This window comes from Maridesulfovibrio ferrireducens, from assembly GCF_900101105.1.
GTDB lineage: Bacteria > Desulfobacterota > Desulfovibrionia > Desulfovibrionales > Desulfovibrionaceae > Maridesulfovibrio > Maridesulfovibrio ferrireducens.
The window spans coordinates 324,271-345,356 of sequence record NZ_FNGA01000001.1; the positions used below are offsets into that span (position 1 = coordinate 324,271).

The following is a 21,086-nucleotide window of genomic DNA, read 5'->3' on the forward strand; positions in this document are numbered from 1 at the left end:
ATATTAAAATCCTTCTTCCAAAGGCGGATTAATCAGACAGGGAAAATCTGCATTCAATTCAGCTTTAACAACATTTGCAGAAGCGAGTTTTACAAATCGTCCTTCGAGACTGAGCCTTCCTTCTGCCAGCCACTTTGTAGCCTGCGGCAGAACTCTGTGCTCAACTTGCAAAATGCGTTCGGTCAGAGTTTCAACATCTTCACCGGGCATGGCCGGAACTGCGGCCTGAATAATGATCGCCCCGTGATCCATTTTTTCGTCTACAAAATGAACGGTGCAACCTGAAATTTGAACCCCATATTCGGACGCTTCGACCTGACCGCCTGCACCTGCAAAACTAGGTAACAGCGCAGGATGAATATTAATAATTTTACCGGGGAAAGCACTTAAAAAAACAGGAGTAATGATGCGCATGAATCCAGCCATAACGATGGCTTCGACACCTGCATCCTTTAAAACACGCACCATTTCACCGTCGAAATCTTCACGGCTGCTATAATCTTTATGGCTGAGAGTACAGGTAGGTATGGAATGCTTTTTAGCACGTTCAAGACCATAAGCTCCGGCTCTATTCGAAAGAACCATTTTGATATCGACATCAAGTGTTCCGTCTTCCACCTTATCAATTAAGGCCTGAAGATTGGAACCTCCGCCGGAAATAAGTACAGCAATTGGTAATTTGCTCACAGCAGCACTCCAAAGCAATTAAGAATAGATGATTTCGCTTTCAGCTGGACCAAAGGAGATAATCCCCTTTGGAAACCCTATCAGTAAAAAAAGGATTCTTGCCTCTAGCCCCACTAAAAAGCAATTTAAATCGCCGGAGGCATAAAAAAAGGAGGAGCAAATGCTCCTCCTTGGTAATTTACTCTGCGGATTCTTTGACCAGTTCGTCGACCAGTCCGGGAATCGTGTACTCTTCTGGCTGAATATCCGGCTCAAACCCGAACCCTTCGAGGGTCTTGGTTGTGATAGGCCCGATACAGGCTATTTTAACTGAATCTTTGAATTTGTGAAACTGCTCAGGCTCAACAAGGTTGAAAAAGTTCTCAACCGTGCTGGAGCTGGTGAAAGTGAGATAATTAATTTTACCGCTTTCAAGAGCTTCCAAGATTGGAGCTGGATCATTTTCAGAAAGACCTGTTTCGTAAACAGGCAGAATCTGAACATGTGCTCCGGCTTTTTCAAGTTCCTGAGGCAAAACTTCACGCGCAATCAAAGCTCTTGGGATCAGAACTTTCTTGCCCTTAACTCCTCTTTCGAGAAGCCCTTCAACAACACCTTCTGCAATATACTTTTCAGGTACAAAGTCAGGCTTGATACCTTTTGCGACAAGCGCAGCAGCCGTTGCAGGTCCGATTGCGGCAATCTGGAGCCCGGCAAAAACACGAGCATCGAGACCGCTTTCATCAAGCTGCTTGAAGAAATGTTTCACACCATTGACGGATGTGAATATTAGCCAGTCCCAATCGGAAAGCGAACTGATAGCTTTCTGAACAGGCGCATAATCAGCCATAGGCATAATTGTGATGGTAGGGAATTCATGAACACATGCACCCAGTTTGCCGAGAGTGGAAACAAGTCCGCTCGACTGTTCACGTGCGCGGGTGACAACAACCCCTTTACCAAGCAGAGGTTTCTTTTCGAACCAGCCAAGTTTGTCATGCAGAGAACAAACTCCGCCGACAATAATGATGGAAGGAGCTTTAAATTTACGATTCGCGGCTTCTTCTGCAACATTTTCAAGAGTGGAAACAAAACTCTGCTGATTACAGCGAGTTCCCCAGCGAACAAGGGCAACAGGAGTTTCGGGATCGCGTCCGTTGCTGATCAGATTTTCAGCAATCATGGGCAGATTTTTAACGCCCATGTAGAAAACTAAAGTGCTGTTGGACTTAGCATAAACTTCCCAGTTATGACCGGACTTCTCCTTGGTAGGATCTTCGTGTCCGGTGATAAAACAAACGGAAGTAGTAAAATCTCTGTGAGTAACGGGAATTCCGGCATAAGCAGCAGCGGCAACACCAGCGGTGATACCGGGAATTACTTCAAACTTAATTCCAGCTTCGACAAGCTCTTCAGCTTCTTCTCCGCCGCGTCCGAAAACGTAAGGATCGCCGCCTTTGAGACGGGCAATGACTTTGCCTTCTTTCGCTTTTTTAACGATAAGCTCGTTAATTTTATCCTGCGGAAGAGTATGGTCGCCGCCTTTTTTACCTACATAAAGAATTTCTGCGCCTTCTTTGCAGTAAGAAATAAATTCTTTATTTGCCAGATAATCATAAATAAGGACATCTGCACATTCCAGAATTTCCTTGGCTTTAACTGTCAGCAGACCGGGGTCTCCGGGACCCGCACCGATGAGATATACTATGCCCATATATACATCCTGTTTTTTATAACTATCGTGGCTATTTCATTACACTTACGAGTCTGTCTTTCAGCTCGGTAAGCTTTTGCTTCTTATCATCAATTTCAGCAAGTCTTTCACGTTCCTGCGCTACAACCGCAGCCGGAGCGTTGTTTACAAAAGCATCATTTGAAAGCTTCTTTTCTATCACAATCAAATCTTTGTCCAGCTTGGCAAACTCTTTATCCAGTCTTGCAAGCTCGGATTCGAAGTCGACAGCACCGGCGAGAGGGATAAATATTTCATTACCCTGAACAACTGCGGTGCCGGAAGCTTCAGGTCCGCGCATATCCGGTCCGGCTTCAACGGTCTCCAGACGGGCAAGGAATTTTACAAGCTCAGCGTTATCATTAATAAGGCTCAAAGCTTCATCAGAGCTTGTACGCATGATCATTTCCAGTTTCTTGGAAGGTGCGATCAAAAGCTCTGTGCGGATATTACGAACACCCGAAACTATGCCCTGAAAAAGTTCCATCTGCACAACAGCATCTTTACTGCGGCAATGATCTCTTGTTTCAGGATAAAGAACGGTTGCAATGTCTTCATTTTCAATACCGGGAAGAACAGACCAGATTTCCTGCGTTACAAACGGCATGACGGGATGCAACAGAACCATTGTCTCGGAAAGAACTGTCCACAGAACTTTCAGAGTCGGGGCTTTGCGGGATTCATCATCGCTGTAAAGGTCAGGTTTGATCATTTCAAGATACCAGTCGCAGAACTCGTTCCAGATAAATCTGTACATGGTCTGAGCAACTTCATTGAAACGATATCCTTCGATTCCTTCACGCATGGAGTCTTTAACTTCTTCCAGACGGTGCAGAATCCATTTATTAGCAAGTCCCTGCGCATCATCAATAGAGGCTTCGGGTTTCTTGCCGTCAAAGTTCATCAGCGCAAAACGGGCTGAGTTCCAAATTTTATTTACAAAATGACGGTACCCTTCAATTCTTGATTCTGAAAGCTTGATATCGCGGCCCATGGCTGCAAAAGCTGTCAGGGTAAAGCGCAAAGCATCCGTTCCGTATTTATCACTCATTTCAAGCGGATCAATTACGTTACCGGTGGATTTACTCATTTTCTTGCCGTTTTCATCACGGACAAGAGCATGAATGTAAACATGCTTGAAAGGAACCTGATCCTGAAAATGAATTCCCATCATCATCATGCGTGCAACCCAGAAGAACAGAATATCAAATCCTGTGATCAGCACGGATGTGGGATAATATTTAGCGAGTTCGGGAGTATTATCAGGCCATCCCATAGTGGAAAAAGGCCAGAGTGCAGAAGAAAACCATGTATCAAGAACATCGTCTTCCTGAGTAATCTTGGAACTTCCGCATTTGGTACATTTATCTGGATCGGTCAAAGTAACGATCAGTTCGCCGCACTCTTCACAAGTCCACGCCGGAATACGATGTCCCCACCAGATCTGACGGGAAATACACCAGTCGCGGATATTGTCGAGCCAGTCATAATAAACTTTTTCCCAGTTGGGAGGGAAAATCTGAGTATCATTCGGAACGGCTGCGCGAGCTTTTTCAGCCAGAGGTTTCATGGAAACAAACCACTGCTCTGAAACATGAGGCTCAATCACAGACTTACAACGGTAACATTCACCGACAGAATGTTCATGATCTTCAATAGAAATAAGAGAACCTTCAGCTTCGAGGTCCGCAACAATTACTTTGCGGGCTTCGTCTTTGTAGAGTCCCTGATATTTTTCAGGAGCGTTCTCGTTAACATTTCCTGCATCATCAAATATAGCGATAACTTCAAGATTATGTTTACGCCCAAGTTCCCAGTCATTCATGTCATGAGCAGGGGTGACTTTCAGTGCGCCTGTTCCGAATTCCATATCAACATATGTATCGCCGATAATAGGAAGTTCGCGGCCTACAAGCGGAAGTATTGCAGTCTTACCGATCAAGTGGTTGAAACGTTCATCTTCGGGGTTAACGCAGATAGCGGTATCGCCGAGCATTGTTTCAGGACGGGTTGTCGCAACGATCAACTCACCGGAACCGTCAGAAAGTTTGTAACGGACATTATAAAAGTGACCCGGCTTCGGTGAATGTTCAACTTCGTCATCAGCAAGAGCAGTGTGGCAACGGTTACACCAGTTAATGATGTAATTACCTTTGTAGATCAGCCCTTCTTCAAAAAGCTTAACAAAAACTTCACGGACGGCTTTAGCGCGCTGTTCATCAAAGGTGAAACATTCACGGCTCCAGTCAACAGAAGCGCCCATACGGCGAATCTGTTTGAGGATGTGTCCACCCTTCTCTTCTTTCCAGTCCCAGACCCGTTCAATAAATTTTTCACGGCCGAGGTCATCACGTGTCAGACCTTCAGTCTTAAGCTGACGCTCAACAACATTCTGAGTGGCAATACCAGCATGGTCAGTGCCTGGAACCCACAGAACATTTTTACCCTGCTGTCTCTGATAACGGCAAAGAATATCCTGCAAAGTCAGATTGAGAGCATGCCCCATATGCAAAACGCCTGTTACGTTCGGCGGAGGAATAACTATAGAAAAAGGATCACCGTCAGCTTCGGGATCAGGAGTAAATGTTTTATTTTCTTCCCAGTGATCAAGCCATTTTTTTTCAACATCCCAAGGTTCATAACCTTTAGGCAGGTTAGATTCAGCCATAACAGGACTCCTATATTATCTTAATTCTCAGCCTTCCGGTTTTTCGATTCGGATGCTAAGTTGTGTTCAGTAATGAAATAATTAATAAATGATGTGCATTGACAGCCTGACATTAACGTGGTTTCAACGGTCAGACTCACCGCCAATCTGTTACATTGTCAACTTGCGCTACACACTTATAGAGAGACTCGAACATGTCAAGTATCTATATACTATGGGACGACTCCCACATCTGGGGACTTCTGATCCACCGGGCACTGAAAGCATGGAACATAGACTATCAATTAGTACGTGCGCATCAAATAGCGCAGGGACTGCTTTCAAGCAAGCCCCCAAAGGCTCTCATCGTTCCGGGCGGCTGGGCAAAAGGCAAAGCCGGTAGACTCGGCGGACCCGGGATACTTGCTGTTCAGCGCTATGTAAGCGAAGGCGGAAACTACCTAGGCTTCTGCGGAGGCGCGGGCCTCGGCCTTTCCGGTGCAGGCGGACTGTGTCTCACCTGCTGGGAACGCAAAGGATTTGAAAATAGACTTCATCATTTTTTAAGCGGACATATACATTTAAGCTTAAATCAAGACCACCCGCTTGTTCCAGACTCCCTCGGTAAAGAAGCTCTTGTTCCTGTATGGTGGCCCGGACAATTTTCGCCGCAGGGGAAAAGCCCCACAACTGCGCTCGGAAGATACGGAGAACCCGGCCCGGACTTCTGGGTGGCGGATCTTTGCGTCGGTTCACTGCCTGAAGGAACTCTCAGCGACTGGGAGAATCTTTACGGGATCAGCTTAATGCCGAAGTTTTTACAAGACCGGCCCGCAGTTGTTTCCGGAGAATTCGGTAAAGGCAGATTTATTCTCAGCTATCCCCACCTTGAAACACCGGCATCCCCGCAAGCCAACACATGGCTGTCTCATATACTGGATCAGATGCAAAATGATCCTCACACCAAAAGACCTCCGGTTCCAGCATGGGAACTGGCTGACACTCCAGTATTATGGAACGACCCGGCACTGTCCGCCGTACGCAAATCAATGGAAACAATCATCGCTACCGGACAAGGTCATTTTCTACTCTTCTGGCGTAATCCATGGCTATTGGGATGGCGCAGAGGTATCCCGGGAGCAGCTTTAAACAGCCTTTACGCCCTGCTTTGCGAAGTCACGTCACTTGAACCCAACGATGAAGCCCTGCAAATGTGGTCTTCCTGTAAAGATGCTTTTTTAAGAGACATGGAAATCTTTAAGAAAGGAGTTACAGGATATCTGCTAGCCGAAAGATTTGCGATGACCATGCGCAGTCTTGAACCGGATACGGTGTTCCCGAAGGGGCTGCAAGAGCAACGTAATGCTCTCTTCGGCCCTCCTCCCGGCGCAGGAGGAATGTATGCAAAACTGCTCTCCACACTGGAAGAGATTGTCTGGGTTATTCATAAAGACTAATCGCAACACCTATAGAAAGAATACCTGCCTATCTTTGTTGAACAAACTGACAACATGATATAATGTAAACTTTATTGGGATAGTATTATCAATATACTATAAACGTTGCTTATAATTTTTAATCAAAAAGAGTTTAACTGAAATGGCTGACCAAGAATCCACTATAAGAGGTTCTGAACTACGCTCTTCCTCCGCAACAGAGGAAGAAGAAAGCCGTGATGCTCAGCTAGAATTCAGTATTACCGCCGACAAAATGGCGGCTTTCATCTCAAGCTATACCCCCGCGCAGGGCAACGGCGCACCTCTTTCTATCGAAGTAATGGAAAAAGAACTTGAAAAGGCTGGCTATAAAGGGCAGCTGGACCCCGACGGCGCAAGGTTCGCGCTGCAAAGAGCAAATGAAGGAAAATCCATTCTGAATGTTGCACTTGTTCGCGGAGCATATCCGCAAGAACCTGAAGACGGAACTATTATAGGTGATGCCGATTTCAGTCTTCCTGTTTTGCCCGGTATGATTTTCGGAACACTGGTCCCTCCCGTCAAAGCTTCAAAAGGTGCCAATCTTCTTGGCGAAGAAATTCCCACAAAAAAAACCACCACTCCCGAAAATATTACAGTTGCTGCTGGTGGAGGCTGCTCTCACGACAAAGAAATAAATGCTCTTGTTTCGGATACGTATGGATTAGTGCAGATAATAGACAATCAAATTTATGTTGAGTCTCTTATTCACGTTTCAGCAGATGCAATGCAGGTCAGAGCAACACTTTTTCCACGTGACTGCTTCGGCGCAACCATTACATTGCAACGCATAGAACCCGCTTTGCAAGCCATCGGAATTTCACGCCCGCTTCTACTGGTGGCAGGAGAATCTGCACTTAAAACAGCCAGAGAAACCGGAATTGCGCAAGAGTCCGTTATTGCAAAAGGAACTGAACCGATTGCAGGCAAAAACGGCTGGTTTGAATATGAAAGAGAAGAAACCAAGTCTATCGGCACATCACTTGATAATGATCGTATAGATTTCAAAGAAAGGGGCACACACCCTATGGTGAACCCCGAAGATATCATAGGCAAAATTCATCCTCCTGTAGAAGGCAAGGCGGGTGAAGATGTATACGGAAGACTGACGCCTCCTCCAGGCGGCCAGCCTTTCGAAATTAAACCGGGCGCGCACGTTGCTCCCATGCCTGACGGAATAACCTACAAGGCCTTAGCCACCGGCATGGTTCATCTGGAAAAGGGAGAACTCTCTGTAATAGATGTTCTTGTCACACAGGGAGACGTAGACTACTCCACCGGAAATATCAGACTCGAAAAAGGCTCCGTGCATGTTACGGGATCAATCCGGGAAGGATTTGTCGTAGAGGTCCCCGGACATATTCTCGTCAAAGAATCTATTGAAGGAGCGGAAGTCAACGCCGGCGGAGATATCGACGTTAGCGGCGGCATCATCATGGCCGGAAAAGGACATCTGAAAGCTGGTAATAACATAACAGCCCAATTCGCAGCCAATGCCCGCATTGATTGCGGAGACGGACTCACTATAGCTCATGAACTCAGTAATTGCCTTGTCCGTTGCAAAGGACCTATCACGGCTACAGCGGGTAAAGGCGTTATTCTGGGGGGGGCCATTGCTTCTGCTACGGGCATAGAAGCCAACGAACTCGGCTCTGACATTGGTGTTCAGACAGTTTTAAGTATAATATCAAGGGCGCCTGTTAACAAAGAAATGGTTAAAGAGAGAGAAGATCTTCGAGACAGATTAATGAAGATCAACACTGCAATCGGGCAGAGTTCCGACGAAGATATTCTAGCGCAAACTCCATCAGATAAAATTCAGCAAATGGAAAAAATTCTTCTTCTACGCGCCCAGATCAAACGTAAACTGAAAGATGTCCGCAACAAACTGTCTCACGATCTTGCAGATTATTATCAATCACTGGAACGATTATCTATCAGAGCCAAAAGGGCTGTTCATCCGGGCGTGCAAATAAAAATCGGGGGCAAAGCCCTTACAGTTACCCAGCCCATGAACAGAGTTAAATTCTATTTTGATTCAACGACCAGAACGATTGCTGCTGTAAACCTTTAATCACCCCTTTCGGGAAATCAATCTTCCCGTACTTTCCGGCATTTTATCAAAATCAAAACTAAGCGCTGTATCAAATGTATCGACCAACTCTCTTTTCTGTTCCAATTCCAGCTCTGTACGAGGTGAGGGTTCTGGCAACCACGGCCCGGGCAAAGAAGTTTCAGGTATCAAATAAGTGCTGACTTTATTTTTTAAGACATTCTCATTAATTTCTTCCCAGAGCGGAACCAGCCCATTTTCCACGCCGTCTAAAAGATCGCGAACCTTTTCCGGCTCAGCGCCTATAGCAGAATAAAACACATCTGAATCGAACCAGAGAACCTTATCCTTCTCAGCTTCTCTAAGCCCCATCCATTCGTAATCAACTCGATTATCATCAATAGGCTTGCGCCACATATCTGCAAAGCCTTCTCTGAAAAGGTCTTCGGACGGCAGTATAGTTTTACGCAAGTCATTGTAAGCATCGGTAAATGAGCCGATATTTTCTTCCATCTGAGAAACAGCATCCACCACCCGCAGAGGCAGAGTGTCGCCGAAAGACTCTTCAAGCTCAACAATAACGCGGCCATGATCGAGAGCAAATTCTCCGGGAGCGCGGGTTTCGCTAACTCCGTTAACCACCATAACCGAATCTGTGCCGGGCTGAGATGTAACATTCAGCCCCAGAACTTCCAGACCGGCGTCTGGCTCAAGAACCAGTCTTTCACCGAGTTTTGGAGATACCGCAGTTATGGACACAGCTTTCCCGTCGATCAGATAATAATCATCTCCGGTGTATACAGGGGATGGAAGCTTTGTATCGATAACTTCAGCCGTAATCTTTTCGGATGTTCCACCGGCTGCGCTTTGAATACTGCCTAAAACAACCTCCCATGTGTCGCCTTCTTCAACACTGAAATCAAGCGTTCCTGATTCTTCTCCTATGGAATAACCTATGGAGTGAGAACCGATCGCCAATGTCGATACTGCATTAACGTCAAAGCCCTTGCTCACAAATTCCGAGACAGATCCAGCCATTGTGCCGGATAAATCGTAACGTCCTTCTTTTGCTGACCCAATAGGCAACAACGTGCCATCAAGCTTGAGGTGGGAGATAAGGTGTCCGCTGGTATCGCTGAATGAAAGCTGGCTGTTAATTTCACTTTCAGTGCTGCCGTCATAACCGCCGACGATATTACTGTTATTGTTGCTGTAGGCGGTATTCACAGAGAAGGCCAAAGATGAGCCGACTCCAAGCAGATCGTCAAGATTTGCTCCCGGAACATTTTGAGTAAATTTGCGAGCCTGAACAGGAAGAGTGCTTTCGTTTACCGCGTCACGGACGGCTTCAAGAACTGCGTCATTATCCATCCCGCTTTCAACGGTAATGTTCAGCTCCTTGGTTGCGGAGCCGTATGACATATCAAACTTATATATTCCCGGATCAAGAGACGTTCGGGAACCTCCCGTAAAACCACGGGAATACGTGCGGTAATAACGGGCAAACTCATTTTTAGGAGTTACAGAAGCTGAAATTTTATTATCAAGGAAAGGATCATTTACAACCAGACGGGCATCATTCAAACCAAAGCCATCATCAGACCAGCGAAATTTACCAAGGGACTCGCTTAAACTTTTGATGCGGCTTTGCACTTCCATGACTGTGGAACTGCCGGTTGATTCATATTTATTTTTAAGCGCAGCGCGAGAGAACCTGTCATCCCAATAAGAACTTATTAATGTTCTTTGTGGAGATTCAACAGTCTCAGTCTGTCCCGTCAATACGAGATTCGTTCCGTCCAGATTCAGGTCCGCCACTCTTCGGCTCCCCGTAATACACGTGAGAAAGACACAACCCCTGCGGAGGAGCTGTGGCCGGTGCTAAAGTTCTATCTTTCGCCTCTAACACTGATCGGACAAAACCCGGCTCAGCTTTACCCCGGCCTATATCCACGAGGCAGCCCACCATGTTGCGCACCATCTGTTTTAAAAAGCCTGTCCCGCACACCTGCAACTTAATTTCATGCTCGTTTTCACCGGGAAGGCGGACAAATTCAAGAATGGTTCTGATCGTATTCTTCACCGGAGTTCCGACATTCTGAAAAGAAGCAAAATCGTGTTCACCAAGAAAATATTTCATGGCTGTATCAAGAGCATCAATATCAAGCGGACCGCATCCCCACACATAATTTCGACGACATGGGAACAAAAATTTATTTTCCAGCCAAAGAGTATAAACATATGTTTTACGAATTGAACTGAACTGAGCGTGAAAAGATTCATCGACATAAGCCACATCAAGGACTGTCACGTCGTCCGGCATAATAGCATTCAAAGCCCGCTGCCACGGGACTTCAGCCCTGCTTTCAGGCAACGTAAAATGAACGACCTGCCCCAGAGCATGAACACCGCTGTCAGTGCGACCTGATCCGTAGACTCGTACAGGAGCACCGGTTATCCGCGAAATGGCTTTCTCAAGCTCATTTTGAACAGTCCGTACTCCCGGCTGAATTTGCCAGCCGCAAAACTTAGTACCATCGTAAGCAATAGTTATTTTGATTCTTTTCAATTTTAAACCGATTAAGCCCTTATCTATGCAAATATTAATGCTCCAGCCGCAAAATACAGCTGGAGCAATTATTAAAAACTTATTTATAAAACTTCAGACTGCTAATTTCCAAGAGGAACCTGAAGCTTGGTCAACTCTTCGGAAAGAGTCGCAGCTTTCTTCGGTGCAACAAATCCGAGGATTTCACCGGCATTACGTCCCCGCATGCCAGACAAAATCTTGACAGCCAAGCGTGTATCCAGTGATTCAATAACCAGAGCCGCACTTTTAGGCTTCATAGCTGTATATACACCGACCAGATGTTTAATCTTCTGATCTTTGAGAACATCAGCATCAGCAAGCATTTTCTTAAGACGAGTTTCAAGACTGTTAAGTTCAGCAAGTTTTTTATCTAAATTCTTTTCAAGAGTACGAAGAGATCTCTCTTTACGAGCCAACTCGTCCTCTTTGCTCTTAAGAGCCTTCCAGTCGGCTTCCGGCATCCTTTCAGGACGTTTATCCACTTTGGAAGCCGATTCAGCAGCAGGCTTGTCTTTAGCCTCTGCAGCAATGGCTTCCGGGGCAGAAACTGCGTCACGCACCACACTGCTTTCAATTACGGCTTCAACCACATTTTTAGCGGGAGTTTCCAAATCAAAACCTAAAGCACCTATAAGAGAAAGCTTTAAAAAAGCTAATAAAACCAAGCATACAAGAATCTTAGAAAGTCTTAGACTTGAACCGAAGCGTTGCCATTTCGTCATACTCTTTCTGCTCTTTAAGATTTTCTTCTTCATAGTATTTTTTCGCCTGATTCTCTTTGAGTTTTTCCAGCAACTTACGGTCTTTTGACTTTTGAACAGCTTCTGTACGGCATTTTTGCAAGTTAAGGGCCAATTGCTTAAAACGATTTTGTGCCGAATACAGATCTTTAGTCAAAGCATCATCATACTGCCGCCACAGCCACAAATTATCTGCGGAGAGCTTCTCGTATTCTTTTTTCTGATGATTTATCTTTTTTTCTTCGATTTCGAAGACGACTTTTTTTTGTTCGGTGTGCAGTTTATGAGCTTCGGCTAAAGCCAAACGAGCCTGTTCCTCGATTTGCTTTCTAAAATCGAGAACTTTTTCAAGCTTAAAAACATAAGGCTTCGCCATTATAGATAATTACCCCAACTAGGCAGGACTATTTACTTTCTTCAGGTTTGCCAGCAAGGCCGCAATACCCTTTATTGCCATCGCAGGAACGCCACATCATACACATGACACCCTGACAGAATTTCATTTTATCATCACTTGTCATAAGATACGGACAATATTTGAACTTAGCTTCACTTTCTGAACAAATCATAAAACCTTCCTGATAAAAAAGAAGCAGAATTAATTCTGAACAACCGCGTCATAAATCAAACACTGTTTGCCCATAGCCCGTTTAACGTATTCCTTTACAAGGATACCGATGCGCTCTTCTCTTGTAAACGAATTAGCATAGTTCCCGTTTGTGTAGACTTCAGGGAATTTATCGGAAAGCACTGGATTCTTTCCGGCAAGAGCTTCTATGCTTTTTGAGTATTCTGAAATATACTTATCAATTTTCTGATCTGACATGGACTCAATCCCTTTAACCTTTTCAGAAAAAACTGCAGCTTCAGGGAGTTCTTTTGATTCCATCAACGCGCGAAAGGCATTGGCAAAACGCTGACTGCCTTCAAATATATGCTTGGGACGGACAACATTAAGCCCTGCCCAACCGGCACGGAGCCACTTGAACAGATAGTTGACAGTATACTCAGGATTATTTTTATCTTGTATATAGACTGAAACAGAAATGGAATCGTACATAAAAGTATCCATCCAGCCCATGCCTCCGGCCGTCAGACCGGGAATTCCACTATAGAAATAATTCCACTGGTTATCGTCCATGACAAGACCTTTCATTCCGACGCTAGACTTATCAGCCTGTCTGGCAATCGAAAAGAAAACATTACGCCCTTCGTACTTCATAAGCACGAGCAGACGGTTCAGGTCATATCTGTAATATGCGCCGCCGAAAGAATCCGGAGTATTCACCTCAAATTCTTTCCCGCGCCAGACTTTCGGAACTTCGCAGTCATTGAGAGATTTCCAAGGCTTACCTTTGTCTGCAAAAAACTCACTATCAGGATACCAGCCGCTTAGACGGATAACCGAAGGGTAAACTGCGTAGCCGGGGATTTCCGGATTATATGTATACTCCAGAATCCTCTTTAAAGAAGCCTTTACGTTGATGCGCATTCCGGCGCCGTTAGCAGACTCATACTTGGGAAGTTTGATTATTTTATCAGTGGGAGCAGATTCATCCACGTAACGGATCAAAGCATTTACCTTGCCCGGGTCAAAATATTTTGTTTTGACCGACAAAGTATCCAAAAGGTAATCGATACCTTCAGACACAGGCTCTGGAAGCTTAACTTGTTTTTTTTCTTTGTCTTTTTTACTTGATAAAAAAGCAGAACACTCGGCATTATTATTGCCGAAAATAAACATTGAAACTATAAGAACTGCGAGCATTGCTGCAGTTTTTGAAAACACCCGGAGACACATCGGGCTTAAATTAATGAGCATTTTTTTATTTACCTTTCCGCTTTACATGAAGCAGTTTATAAACGTGTATCTTTACTAAATAAGCACTTATTCCCGTATTGGCAACCCTTACGCATCAAGGGTTTTATTGATTATAAAATCAGTAAGCTCTACATGCACATAACTATAATCAAGCAAAATAGATGCCCATGACGAATTCACATATTATTCAAAAACAATACAAAGACCTACTCAAGATATTTAAATTACACGAAAGAGCTTTTGTTGCATTTTCAGGTGGAATTGACAGCTCTTTGGTAGCTAAGGCGGCCTTTGATGCTTTAGGAGATAAGGCTTTTGCCATAACAATTGATTCTGAACTTACTGCGAACCGTGACATTTCATTCGCCTGCCGATCAGCAGCCTCTATCGGTATTAACCACCAAGTTATTAAAATATCAGTGCTTAAAAATTCTCTAATCAGCGATAATACAAAATCTCGCTGCTACTATTGCAAGAAGGCTATTATCGATACCATTAACAGATGTCCGCTTTTTGACGGCAGTCACGCTGACGACCCTGTTGACCGGGCCGGTTTAAAAGCCATTCGTGAAGCATCCGTAATTTCGCCTTTAGCTCTTACCGGATTTACTAAAAAAAATATCATCGAAGCGGCCGGTTTCTTACAATTGCTCTCACTTAACCGACCTTCTAACAGTTGTCTCGCAACTAGAATCGAAACAGGAATTCCTTTAACAGCAAAAAAAATCTTCATGGTAGAACGAACTGAGGAATGCATGTTTGAAGCAGGGGCAAGATGGTGCCGCGCTAGAACAGATGGGAATAAATTTCAAATAGAATACGGATCTGACTCGCCGCTTGATGAATTTAATATAAAGGCAAAACTGACAACGTTACTGCCGCAAGTGAGTCAAAAAAATATTCAATTTATTATAAAAACATAAAAAAAGGCACCCAACAAAGATGCCTTTCTGTTCAACAGTCGAGTAATCCTTTTATTCTATAGATATACACTCCACAGGACAAGAATCCATAGACTCTTGAACGCAGTCCAAATCGACAGCATCTTCTTTAATCACTTCAGCTTTTTCGCCATCTGAATCAAGTGCAAAAACTTCAGGACAAAGTTCTACACAAGTTTCGCAACCGATGCATTCATCTTGATCAATTACTACTTTCTTAGCCATTGTAAGCCTCCAGATCTTTGCAAGAAGTATAATATTAATAGACGAAACAAATTAAGCACAAACTGCTTATGCTTTGCAAGTCTTTCCTGTAGGTTCCTACATTTCAAATGCTCTTGAAATTGTACATAGTAAACATTTTTCTATCTTATAACTCATCAGTATCAAGAATAGAAGGAAAAGAATCTATACTCCCTTTAATTCTCGTAATCCTGAAATCGACAATCATTCCTCTCCAGCTCCTAAGACCCATTATATTTGAATCTTTTTACAACTTAAACGAACGATTTTTTTACTTTTCCGTTCACTCTTATAAGATTTTTGCATTTTATTTTGCTTCAACAATTAAAAAATAGTATAGTGATAAATAGTATTCTCTATTAACTACACAAAGGAGTTATTATGAAAAATTTATTGTTTGTTTTCTTCTTAGGATCGTGTCTCCTTCTTGCTGCTACTTCAGCTTATTCATCAATGACTTCAAGTGCGAAAACAGAAGAATTCATTCTTGTAGCAAAGAATAATGACAAAAAAGAGATGAAGGAAACGCGGAAAACAGAAAAAAAGGAAAAGCGAGATACTCGAAAAGAGGAAAAGAAAATAAAGCATGACACGCGCAAGTCTGACAACAAAGCAGCCCGTGATGAGGCAAAAGAAGAACGCAAAGAACGTAAAAAAGAAGAACAACTTAAACGCGAACAATTAGATGATGATCGTAAAATAAAAAAGCAATCTGACAAAGAAAATCGTGAAGAGAGAAAAACAAAGAAAGAACAAGATCGAGACGAATACAAGAACGCAAAAAAAGCCAAGAAATCTGGCAAGAAAGGTAATAAGGATTAGTTCGCTGCTTTGGTTTCCCATAACTAATCCTGAACAGTGCATAGATGAATAAAAAAGACTCTCAATCCGTTAAGGCTTGAGAGTCTTTTAAAAACGCAAACTAATTACCTGAAACAATAGATTTACTCGCCGAGATACGCCTTTTGGATATCAGGATTGTTTAAAAGCTTATGAGCTTCATCTTCCATAACAACATGCCCGGTCTCAAGAACATAACCTCTGTTGGCCATGCTCAGCGCCACCTTTGCATTCTGCTCTACCAGAATAATTGTTGTCCCAAGCTTGTTAATCTCTTTGATAATATCAAAAATCTGCTTAACAATCAGCGGAGCAAGTCCCAAGGAAGGCTCATCCAGTAAAAGGACTTTCGGCCTGCTCATCAAGGCCCTGCCGATAGCAAGCATCTGCTGCTCGCCGCCTGACAAAGTTCCGCCGGCCTGCCTGCATCTTTCACGAAGGATAGGGAACATGCCGAAGACTCTTTCTTTGTCATCTTCAATTTCCTTATCATTTCTGAAAAAAGCCCCCATATCGAGATTCTCTTCAATAGTCAGACGCGGAAAAATCCTGCGCCCTTCAGGAACCTGACAAAGTCCCATTGCAGGCAATTTATCAGATGCAACCTGATTTATCCTTTTACCTTTGTAAAAGATGTCACCGCTTGTGGCATGAACAATATTACATATCGTCATGAGAGTTGTACTCTTACCCGCACCATTCGCGCCGATAATCGATACAATTTCCCCTTCATAAACTTTAATATTTATACCTTTGAGGGCCTTAATGCTTCCATAACCGGCCTTAATGTCCCGTAATTCTAATATTGGTTCAGTCATGACTTAATCCTTTCCAGCACGCATTTTACGTGTGGGTGGTAAAAGTCCCTGAGGCCTGAAGAGCATCATAAGAGTCATTACTCCCCCGAAAACCAGCATGCGATATAATTCAAATTCTCTGAATATTTCCGGAAGTGCTATAAGTGCCAAAGCTCCCAGAATAACGCCCGGAATTGATCCCATACCCCCGAGAACAACCATGGAAAGCACCATTGCAGATTCGAGGAAAGTGAAAGATTCAGGGCTTACAAATCTCATCCGTGCAGCATAAAAAGCCCCGGCCAGACCACCGAAACACGCCCCTGTACAATATGCCAGAAGCTTCATGTAAAAAGTGGGAACGCCCATAACTTCTGCAGCTGTTTCATCTTCACGAATAGCTTCCCATGCTCTACCTATACGGGAATGCTGTAAGCGATAAACTGCAATAATCGTAAATACTACAAGAAGAAGTATCACATAGTATACAAGTGAAAGTTTTTTAAGCCAGAGATGTTCCAGAGTCATGCCATTGGTAAAATCAAACCAGTAAAATCCGGGAGCCTTAATACCAGTTATGCCATTAGGACCATTGGTCAGACTCATCCAGTTATTAAGCACCATGCGACAAATTTCAGCAAAACCCAGCGTCACGATAGCCAGATAATCTCCCCTCATTCTCATAGAGCAATAACCGATCAGCCATGCTCCTAAGCCCGCAGCAGCAGCACTTATGGGCAGACAAATCCAGAATGAAAGCTGAAATTGAACTGAGAGTATAGCGTAAGTATAAGCTCCGATGCCGTAAAATGCGATATATCCAAGATCGAGCATTCCTGCCAAACCGACAACCACATTAAGGCCAAGGCCGAGACAAACGTAGATCATACAGTTTATCGCAACATCCTGAGCATAACGCCCGGTGAGCTGAGGCAATAAAGCAACACAACCAATGCCTATAACAAACCAGACGGCAAGAGGCACAACAGAGGAAGCACTTTTCATGCTACCCGCTACTGCTGACACAGGTCTGGATATAAACTTAAATGCTCCGGCCTTATTTAATTGATACAAAAACAATATAAATGAACAGCCTAAAGCGATTCTCCACCAGACATTAAATGTTCCGGCAATCTCAAGGCCTTCAGGCTTAACGCCAAGCAGGGGCCACAACAGGATGAACAGCCAGACCATTCCTATCCCTAAGGAAGTCCAGTGTTTTTTAAACTCTGGTATCGTCAACGTTCTCTCCCATGATTCCTGAAGGTCTGAAATAAAGAACCGCTATAAGTATCACGAACGCAAATACGTCCTTATATTCACCTGAAATATAACCTGCGGCAAAAATCTCTACCATTCCAATAATAAAACCACCGATCATCGCACCGGTAATATTTCCGATACCACCTAATACGGCAGCAGCAAAAGCCTTGATACCGGGGACAAACCCCATATCGTATCGAACTGAACCATAATAAAGCCCGACCATTATTCCGGCTGCAGCAGCAAGACTGGCTCCTATTGCGAAAGTGATACTGATTGTACGGTTGGCATTAATTCCAACAAGCGCAGACATTACTTTATCCTGCGCAGTGGAGCGCATCGCCTTACCTATTCTGGTTTTAAAAACAAGAACATTAAGGGCCACAAGCAAAAATGCTGTCAGACTTACAATAAAAAGCTGCATGTACGAAAGCATTACATTACCAAGCTCAAAGCCACCCTGAGTCAACTCGGTAGGATAAGGCTTGTCATACACTCCCTGAGTAAGCATCAAACCGTTCTGAAGAAAAATAGACATACCCAATGCGGAAAGCAGAACAGAAAGTCTGGATGAGTTTCTCAGTGGTTTATAAGCTACCTTTTCTACAGCCACAGCAAGCATTGCGCAGTATGCCATCGCCAGAATCAAAGATCCTGAAAGACAAACCCATGCAGGAGCCCCCTGAGACACAAGATAACTCATGAAAATAACGCCTACATAACCGCCAGCCGCAAAAAATTCGCCATGAGCAAAGTTAATGAGCTGAATAATGCCATACACCATAGTATAACCGAGAGCGATGAGCGCATATACGCTACCGAGTGTTATACCATTGATGAGTTGTTGAATAAAATATTCCATGGATATCCGGGGGCTGTTCGTAATAGCCCCCGTCAATTAAGACGGGGGCCGGTCATTGCTTAAACTCTAGTAAAGCTCACCAGTTGCTGGGTTCCAGTAATTACGGAACTTTCCGTCTTTAACAGTACGGATAATGTAGTTAGAACCGGAGTCTCCGTTAGCTTTAAACTTAACGTGCTTTGTAGCACCTTCATAATCAAGCTTCATAAGCTCAGCTTTAACTTTAGCCGGATCAGTGGAACCGGCAGCTTCAACTGCTTTCAAGTATGCAATAGCACTGTCATATGCATAACCGGAATAAGCACCGGGACTACCGAACTTAGGCTGATATGCAGAATAGAATTCTTTGTATGCAGGTGCGTTGTCATCGATATAACCGAAGGTAAGATATACATTTTCAGCAGCATCTTTTGCAATTTCGATCAACTGAGGATGATAAACTGCATCCTGTGCGAGAACAGCAGCCTTTATACCCATGCGCTTTGCCTGAATAAGCATCAATGCACCAGTAGCTGAATTCTGCATACTCATGTAAAATACGTCAGGTTTTTCTGTTTTTACTTTAGTTAAAATAGCTGAAAAATCTTTATCGCCCTGATTCACATGCTCATGGCCAAGAACTTTCAATCCTGCAGCAGCACTCATTTTTTCTACACCGTCAGCAAGTCCCTGTGAATAAGCAGTCTTATCATCTACAACGTAGATAGATTTAGCTCCTAACTTTTCGATCATGAATTTTACGGCGATTGCACCCTGATCATCATCACGCCCGCACATGCGGAACATATAAGGAAGACCGCGGGAAGTAACTTTTTCATTAGTGGAAGCAGGTGTAATCATGATGATGCTTTCTTCATCAAGAACTTCAGATGCGGGGAGGGTTGCGCTGGAACAATATGATCCGATAACGCCGTTTACGCCTTCATTGATCAGTTTATTTGCTGTGGCTACTGCCTGACGGGGTTCGCATGCAGTATCCTGTGGAAGAACTTCAATTTCGTCAAAACCGGCAATGCCACCGTTGGCTTTAATAACTTCAACAGCAGTTAAGACACCGTTCTTAATATCATTACCATCAGCTGCGTAAGGGCCGGTTAGAGGCCCCATTGTACCGACTTTGAGTGTTTTTGCGAATGCCATGCCGGAACCGAGCATTACTACAGCCGCGGCCAGCAAAACGGTCAGAAATAAACGTTTCATAAAAGCGCCTCCCAAAAGTAAATATGGTTAATTACCGAGATATGCCTCAATTACAGCAGGATTCTTCTGAATTTCTTCAGGATTTCCCTTTGCAATCATTACTCCGTGATCAAGAACAACAAGTCTCTGGCAGATTCCCATGACAACTTTCATGTCATGCTCCACCATCAACACATTTATCCCTCTACCGGAGATTCTACGAATGGTTTCCATTAACTCGGAACTTTCAGCAGGATTGAGTCCTGCCGCCGGCTCATCAAGCAGAACCGAACTCGGCTCTGAAGCCAAAGCGCGTGCTATCTCAAGCCGCCTTTGATGACCGTAAGGAAGGTTGGAGGCGACTTCATCAGCGAAGTCCTCCAGTTCGGCAAACCGTAACTCTTCCATCGCCTTTTCTTTAATTCTTTGCTCTTCACGCTTCTGACGAGGAGTACGAAAAATCGCGCCAAGCACCCCGCACCCAGTGCGGGAATGTTGAGCAACCATTACATTCTCAAGAGCTGTCATATTCTGGAAAAGACGAATATTCTGGAAAGTACGGGCGATCCCCTTTGCAAGCACCTGATACGGCTTGAGCCCTTGGAGACTCCCACCATCATAAACAACATCACCGCCGGAAGCATTGTACACTCCGGTAATAACATTAAACACCGTGGTTTTACCTGCACCGTTGGGACCGATAAGCCCTACAATTTCCCCCGGCATAAGAGAGAAGTTAACCTCTGACAAAGCCTGCAATCCGCCAAAACGGACGCTCACGTCGTGTAAATGTAGTTCTGCCATATTGGTAACACCTATACACTTTATTGTTCTCGGGATCAAGCACTTGTACGATTTTTATTCCGTACTAGCCCGTTCTAATGATTAATTATTCGTACAACTATTGATTCATCAAACATTAATACTGCATTAACTTTATACAATAACGAGGAATATTAATACATCAGAGTACAAAAGCGATCAACGAATCAAGTTTATTATTAAATAAAGATGGATGCATTCGATAATCCAGTGAAATTCTATAGCATCATTCCTCTTTTCTTTCAAATATCATTTACAATCTACTTTTTTGAATCACTCTATATTAAATGATCCACCTCTTCTTTTATCAAGCGTGTATTTAACAAGGTAAAACGTATATTTTATTCTACTACCAATCTATTTAAGTAAAATCTGCTCTGTTTTCTATCCATTTGATGGATATTCGTACAGGAT

General features: G+C 43.8%; 19 protein-coding genes. 4 read left to right on the forward strand and 15 right to left on the reverse strand.

Annotated features, from left to right (window positions below):
* Positions 1 to 3: 3 nt before the first annotated feature.
* From purN to BLT41_RS01370, 3 genes are all read right to left on the reverse strand, one after another.
* Entirely contained in the window at positions 4 to 687 is a 684-nt protein-coding gene (purN, locus tag BLT41_RS01360) for a phosphoribosylglycinamide formyltransferase (RefSeq protein WP_092157512.1), read from the reverse strand.
* A 178-nt stretch (positions 688 to 865) separates the two neighbouring features.
* The gene (gene cobA, locus BLT41_RS01365; protein WP_092157514.1) at positions 866 to 2,380 is read right to left on the reverse strand and encodes a uroporphyrinogen-III C-methyltransferase; all 1,515 of its coding nucleotides are present in this window, start codon (positions 2,378 to 2,380) and stop codon (positions 866 to 868) included.
* Between the two features lie 31 nt (positions 2,381 to 2,411).
* Positions 2,412 to 5,066, reverse strand: a complete 2,655-nt coding sequence (locus BLT41_RS01370; RefSeq protein ID WP_092157516.1) for a valine--tRNA ligase — start codon at positions 5,064 to 5,066, stop codon at positions 2,412 to 2,414.
* A gap of 194 nt (positions 5,067 to 5,260) precedes the next feature.
* Here BLT41_RS01370 and BLT41_RS01375 point away from each other — a divergent pair, with 194 nt between their 5' ends.
* Together BLT41_RS01375 and BLT41_RS01380 are read left to right on the forward strand one after the other, a co-directional pair.
* Positions 5,261 to 6,502, forward strand: coding sequence for a BPL-N domain-containing protein (locus BLT41_RS01375; protein WP_092157518.1), 1,242 nt, complete (start codon positions 5,261 to 5,263; stop codon positions 6,500 to 6,502).
* Between the two features lie 142 nt (positions 6,503 to 6,644).
* The gene (locus tag BLT41_RS01380; protein WP_092157520.1) at positions 6,645 to 8,594 is read left to right on the forward strand and encodes a FapA family protein; all 1,950 of its coding nucleotides are present in this window, start codon (positions 6,645 to 6,647) and stop codon (positions 8,592 to 8,594) included.
* On the opposite strand, the gene BLT41_RS01385 is transcribed toward BLT41_RS01380, so the two are convergent.
* The 6 genes from BLT41_RS01385 to BLT41_RS01405 form a co-directional block, all read right to left on the reverse strand.
* Positions 8,595 to 10,391: a hypothetical protein gene (locus BLT41_RS01385; RefSeq protein WP_092157522.1), complete on the reverse strand. Its 1,797-nt coding sequence runs from the start codon at positions 10,389 to 10,391 to the stop codon at positions 8,595 to 8,597.
* On the reverse strand, positions 10,339 to 11,142 hold the full coding sequence (gene truA, locus BLT41_RS01390) for a tRNA pseudouridine(38-40) synthase TruA (RefSeq protein ID WP_092157524.1): 804 nt from the start codon (positions 11,140 to 11,142) through the stop codon (positions 10,339 to 10,341). Before truA ends, BLT41_RS01385 begins: the two co-directional genes overlap by 53 nt.
* Positions 11,143 to 11,243: 101 nt before the next feature.
* Complete coding sequence (locus BLT41_RS01395) at positions 11,244 to 11,885, reverse strand: MotE family protein (RefSeq protein ID WP_092157526.1); 642 nt, start codon at positions 11,883 to 11,885, stop codon at positions 11,244 to 11,246.
* The gene (gene fliJ, locus BLT41_RS01400) at positions 11,842 to 12,279 is read right to left on the reverse strand and encodes a flagellar export protein FliJ (RefSeq protein ID WP_092157528.1); all 438 of its coding nucleotides are present in this window, start codon (positions 12,277 to 12,279) and stop codon (positions 11,842 to 11,844) included. Before fliJ ends, BLT41_RS01395 begins: the two co-directional genes overlap by 44 nt.
* Before the next feature lie 28 nt (positions 12,280 to 12,307).
* Positions 12,308 to 12,472: a hypothetical protein gene (locus BLT41_RS17375; RefSeq protein WP_170830283.1), complete on the reverse strand. Its 165-nt coding sequence runs from the start codon at positions 12,470 to 12,472 to the stop codon at positions 12,308 to 12,310.
* 29 nt (positions 12,473 to 12,501) lie between these two features.
* Positions 12,502 to 13,725 (reverse strand): hypothetical protein, encoded by a 1,224-nt coding sequence (locus BLT41_RS01405; protein WP_092157530.1) that lies wholly within the window; start codon positions 13,723 to 13,725, stop codon positions 12,502 to 12,504.
* Positions 13,726 to 13,892: 167 nt separating this feature from the next.
* Between BLT41_RS01405 and larE the strand changes: the two genes are divergently transcribed.
* Entirely contained in the window at positions 13,893 to 14,648 is a 756-nt protein-coding gene (larE, locus tag BLT41_RS01410) for an ATP-dependent sacrificial sulfur transferase LarE (protein ID WP_170830284.1), read from the forward strand.
* 51 nt (positions 14,649 to 14,699) lie between these two features.
* Here larE and BLT41_RS01415 read toward each other — a convergent pair whose 3' ends face one another.
* Complete coding sequence (locus BLT41_RS01415; protein WP_092157534.1) at positions 14,700 to 14,891, reverse strand: ferredoxin; 192 nt, start codon at positions 14,889 to 14,891, stop codon at positions 14,700 to 14,702.
* 399 nt (positions 14,892 to 15,290) lie between these two features.
* On the opposite strand from BLT41_RS01415, the gene BLT41_RS01420 reads away from it, so the two are divergent.
* A complete protein-coding gene (locus BLT41_RS01420; protein ID WP_092157536.1) occupies positions 15,291 to 15,731 on the forward strand; it encodes a hypothetical protein in 441 nt (146 codons plus the stop codon).
* A 122-nt stretch (positions 15,732 to 15,853) separates the two neighbouring features.
* Here BLT41_RS01420 and BLT41_RS01425 read toward each other — a convergent pair whose 3' ends face one another.
* From BLT41_RS01425 to BLT41_RS01445, 5 genes are all read right to left on the reverse strand, one after another.
* On the reverse strand, positions 15,854 to 16,567 hold the full coding sequence (locus BLT41_RS01425; protein ID WP_092157538.1) for an ABC transporter ATP-binding protein: 714 nt from the start codon (positions 16,565 to 16,567) through the stop codon (positions 15,854 to 15,856).
* Positions 16,568 to 16,570: 3 nt separating this feature from the next.
* Entirely contained in the window at positions 16,571 to 17,740 is a 1,170-nt protein-coding gene (locus tag BLT41_RS01430) for an ABC transporter permease subunit (protein WP_092157540.1), read from the reverse strand.
* 28 nt (positions 17,741 to 17,768) lie between these two features.
* Positions 17,769 to 18,671: a branched-chain amino acid ABC transporter permease gene (locus BLT41_RS01435; RefSeq protein WP_092157542.1), complete on the reverse strand. Its 903-nt coding sequence runs from the start codon at positions 18,669 to 18,671 to the stop codon at positions 17,769 to 17,771.
* A gap of 66 nt (positions 18,672 to 18,737) precedes the next feature.
* Positions 18,738 to 19,871, reverse strand: a complete 1,134-nt coding sequence (locus BLT41_RS01440) for a branched-chain amino acid ABC transporter substrate-binding protein (RefSeq protein WP_092157544.1) — start codon at positions 19,869 to 19,871, stop codon at positions 18,738 to 18,740.
* A 27-nt stretch (positions 19,872 to 19,898) separates the two neighbouring features.
* A complete protein-coding gene (locus tag BLT41_RS01445; protein ID WP_092157546.1) occupies positions 19,899 to 20,654 on the reverse strand; it encodes an ABC transporter ATP-binding protein in 756 nt (251 codons plus the stop codon).
* Positions 20,655 to 21,086: the final 432 nt, after the last annotated feature.